At 35.1% G+C, this 3985-nt stretch carries 4 protein-coding genes; all 4 read left to right on the forward strand.

Translation table 11 applies throughout. The features are described 5' to 3' along the window. Positions 1 to 280: 280 nt before the first annotated feature. The 4 genes from ASE40_RS20615 (at position 281) to ASE40_RS20630 (ending at position 3832) form a co-directional block, all read left to right on the forward strand. Positions 281 to 1591 (forward strand): site-specific integrase, encoded by a 1311-nt coding sequence (locus ASE40_RS20615; protein ID WP_057119340.1) that lies wholly within the window; start codon positions 281 to 283, stop codon positions 1589 to 1591. A 422-nt stretch (positions 1592 to 2013) separates the two neighbouring features. Beyond that, positions 2014 to 2304, forward strand: a complete 291-nt coding sequence (locus ASE40_RS20620; RefSeq protein WP_057119342.1) for a transposase — start codon at positions 2014 to 2016, stop codon at positions 2302 to 2304. Then, positions 2301 to 3173 carry an IS3 family transposase gene (locus ASE40_RS20625; protein ID WP_082586846.1) on the forward strand — a complete coding sequence of 291 codons (873 nt, stop codon included), beginning with the start codon at positions 2301 to 2303 and terminating at the stop codon, positions 3171 to 3173. Before ASE40_RS20620 ends, ASE40_RS20625 begins: the two co-directional genes overlap by 4 nt. A gap of 278 nt (positions 3174 to 3451) precedes the next feature. After that, positions 3452 to 3832: a DUF1573 domain-containing protein gene (locus ASE40_RS20630; protein ID WP_057119346.1), complete on the forward strand. Its 381-nt coding sequence runs from the start codon at positions 3452 to 3454 to the stop codon at positions 3830 to 3832. The last annotated feature ends 153 nt before the right edge of the window (positions 3833 to 3985 follow it).

Here is a 3985-nt window from a genome sequence, read left to right on the forward strand (position 1 = left end):
TGAGAGCTTAAAATGAGACTTTTCAAAGTTTACAAAAAAGGCTAAAATTCACGGAAAACCCTGCAAATCAAACGATTTGCAGGGTTTCTTCTTTTATACCGCTTTTCAATATTTTCAAAAACAAACAAAATCTTCGTGGCGCATTCGTGGCACAGGCTAAGATTTTAAAAGTGTGCCACAAAATTCCATCTTAAGTCCCGATATCATAGGGGTTAAGCACGTTTACATCTTGTTTAAATAAGGTTATAATTCTACATTTACTAATCTAATAAGTTGAATTATGCTAGAGAACAGCTTTGGGCTAATTTTCTTTTTGAAAGTACCCCGTCATGCAAGTAACATTAGAACCGTTTATTTTAGGATTACCGTAGACGGTATCCCAAAAGAAGCATCTACCAGACGCCAATGGGACATTGAACGCTGGAATAAAAGAACAGAGAGAGCAATAGGCACAAAAGAAGATGCAAAATCCCTCAACTTTTTCTTGGACTCACTTACCACGAAAATCCATGACATCAAAACAGAGATCCTCTACAGCGGAAAACCAATAACCTCTCAGAAAATAATGGATCATGTCATGGGAAGAAATTCTCCAAGGGTAAAAGTTCTTGAAGAATTTCAAAAACATAATGACGAACTGAAAGCTCTTATAGGAAATGGTTACACCGGCGCAACGCTGGAAAGGTTTAGCATAACCAAAAACCACGTGTCTAATTTTATAAAATTCAAATATAATTCTGATGATTTTGAATTTGCCGATCTAGATCTTGAATTTGTAAAAGATTTTGAGTTTTACCTGCGCTCTGTCCGCAAATGCAGCAACAATACAACCCTTAAATACATTGCTAACTTCAAAAAAATTGTCATTCGTGCACTTGATAAGGAGATTATTGAAAAAGACCCTTTTAAAAGCTTTAAAGGCAAAAAAACTAAAATTGTAAAAAAGCCTATCTCTGCAAAAGAATTGGCAGAATTGGAAACACATCAGTTTTCAATAGAAAGACTCAGTATAGTACGCGACATTTTTGTATTCCAATGCTACACAGGACTTGCATACATTGATGCCTACCAGCTCTCAAGTGCTGATATAAAAGACGGAGTGGATGGAAAACCCTGGATTATCTCTGAACGGCAGAAAACTAATTCAACTGCAAAGATTCCTCTCCTACCTCATGCTGCCAGAATTCTTGAAAAATATAAAGATCATCCTCTATGCATCAAACGAGGGACTCTGCTGCCTGTTTATTCCAATCAGAAAATGAATGGCTACCTTAAAGAAATTGCCGTATTATGCGGATTTCCATTCTCACTTAACACTCACATGGCACGCCGTACATTTGGAAGCACGGTAACTTTAAACAATAACGTCCCAATTAACGTAGTAAAAGAACTGCTTGGACACTCATCTGTAAAGCAGACAGAAGCTTATGCCATAACAGAGCAGGCAACTATAGGGAGAGAAATGTCTATACTAAATCAAAAACTCAATCCGCATAAAAATGAGATTTCCCAAAAAGATTTAACCACGCTTGAGAAGCTTGAAAAAGAGATTCAATTAATTAAAAATAAATATAAAAATGCATCCCTTTAACACTAAAATAAAGTCTAACCAATACACTAATTTGTAAGAATTATTAACTTAAAAATCACCCAAATATCACCATGTTTAACATGTTAAAAAGATACCTCAAGGGTTCGAGTACTGCTCTCCCCACGGAAAGGCCTAAAAGGCGGAAAACTTAAAGTTTTCATTCTTTTTAAAAAGCCACAAAAAATGTCTTAAAGCCAGTAAATCCGATGATTTACTGGCTTTTTTGCTTTATGGCCTATTTTCAATATTTATAAATGCTCACAAAATTAAAGGTGCAGAATCGGTGCACTTTCCGGCGTGGAGTTGATACCTTTTTTGCGACTAAACGCTTAGGCAGTGTTTATCTGAAGCAATAAAAAATGAGATATATTGCCTAAAATTTCTGACTGGTAGCTAATTTTATTCCTGCAAATTTTAACCGCATGAAAAATACGAGAAGAACCTTTAGTTTAGGCTTTAAGATTCTGGCCGCTTCCATGAGCATCCACTGCGGAAGAGTCTGTGACGTGGCAAGAGAACTCAACATCAGTACAAGTACCCTTCAGCATTGGAAGAAGCTTTACCAAGAAGGCAGATTTACCATAAAGAAAACTTCAGATGAAATTACCCATAAAAATGAGCTGCAGAAGCTGCGGAAACAGATAAAAGAATTAGAAATTGAAAGGGACATCCTAAAAAAGGCTCAAAATATCTTCTCCAAGAGCGGCGGGTGAAATATGAATTCATCAGAGAAAATGCTGAAATATTTCCTGTCGAGAAGATGTGCCGGATTTTTCAGATCCACAAAAGCAGTTTCTTCCGCTGGAGGAAAAGAACACCCACTGCAAAGTCTGTACGGAAAGCCCATATAATAAAAGAAATTATAAGAATTTACCACTGGAGCCAATGCCGATACGGAAGCCCTAGAATTGCTAAAGAATTAGATTCCATTGGGATAAAAGTTTCCAGAAAATTTGTCGGGCAGATTATGAAGGAAAACCATCTAAGAAGCATTGCAAAATCTAAATATAAAAAGACTACAAACCCACCCCGTAATAACAGATCAGCAGAAAACAGATTAGAACAGATTTTTAAGGCAGCCAGAAGAAACGAAATCTGGGTTTCTGATATAACCTACATCGAAACAGATGAAGGCTGGATCTATCTCACTGTGGTGATAGACCTTTTTGACCGTAAAGTGATCGGCTGGTCAATCAGCGAAACAATGAGAGCAAAAGATACCAGCATCACCTCTTTAACGAAAGCTCTTTTAAATCGTCCTTTGCAGAACAATCAGGACATACTCTTTCACTCAGACCAAGGAAAGCAATATGCCTGCCGTGAGTTTATTGCTTTATTAGCCACAAATAAAATAACCCAAAGCATGAGCCGAAAGGGGAACTGCTATGATAACGCCATAGCAGAAAGCTTCTTCAAGACACTAAAGGTAGAACTGGTATACCAAAATAAATATGAGACCAAAGAGAAAGCAGAAAAATCAATAACCGATTATATCGAGAACTTCTACAACACCTGCAGAAGACATTCTGCACTCGGAAACTTAACCATCGAAGAGTTTCAGAATCAGCAGGCAATTAAATAATAGCTTTTCTTATGATGCTAGAGTTAAACTGGGCGCACAATCGATGCATTTAGATTTAACAAGAACTTATAACTTTATTTAATTAAATAAAGTATTTCCCTGGCTAACATCTTAACTATTTTTTTTAACATATAGTTATTACCAAAAGTTACATTTATTTTTAATATTTTAGTCTTTGTGTTAAAATAGTAAATGACTTTAATATTTGTCACAACACAAAATAATATTTTTCATAATGATTCAATGACAATACATGCAACTAACTTAATAATTCAAAAATGAAAAATTTCATCCTATTTCTTCTATTATTATCCAGTACAATTATTTATTCGCAAAAAGGGCCAAAAATCGAGTTTCTAGCCCAGGACAATACAATCGATTACGGAAAAGTTTCAAAAAGTGAAAATATCCTCCGCTCATTTGAATTTAAAAACACAGGAGATGCACCATTATTAATTATAGCAGCAGAATCGACAGTAAGCTATGTAGTGGTCAATAAGCCATCTGCGGCAATTATGCCAGGTAAAAAAGGGAAAATTGATGTAACTTATAATAGCATCTCAACCGGTCCGATTCGTAAAACAATTACTGTAGAGAGCAATGCCGTCAATTATCCTGATGGAAGAATTGCAATAAAAATTAAAGGCGAAGTTTTATAAATGCACAATATGAGTATTTATATTAAATTCCAAGACATAAACTCTTAACTGAAAGTGAGTTTTTATCAATTTATAAAAGAAAACCCGAAACAGTTGCTCGGCTTTTAATAATTTTTTGAAATAATAATAATAATAATAATAATAATAATAATA

This window comes from Flavobacterium sp. Root935 (genome assembly GCF_001429295.1).
In the GTDB taxonomy this organism is placed as follows: Bacteria; Bacteroidota; Bacteroidia; order Flavobacteriales; family Flavobacteriaceae; genus Flavobacterium.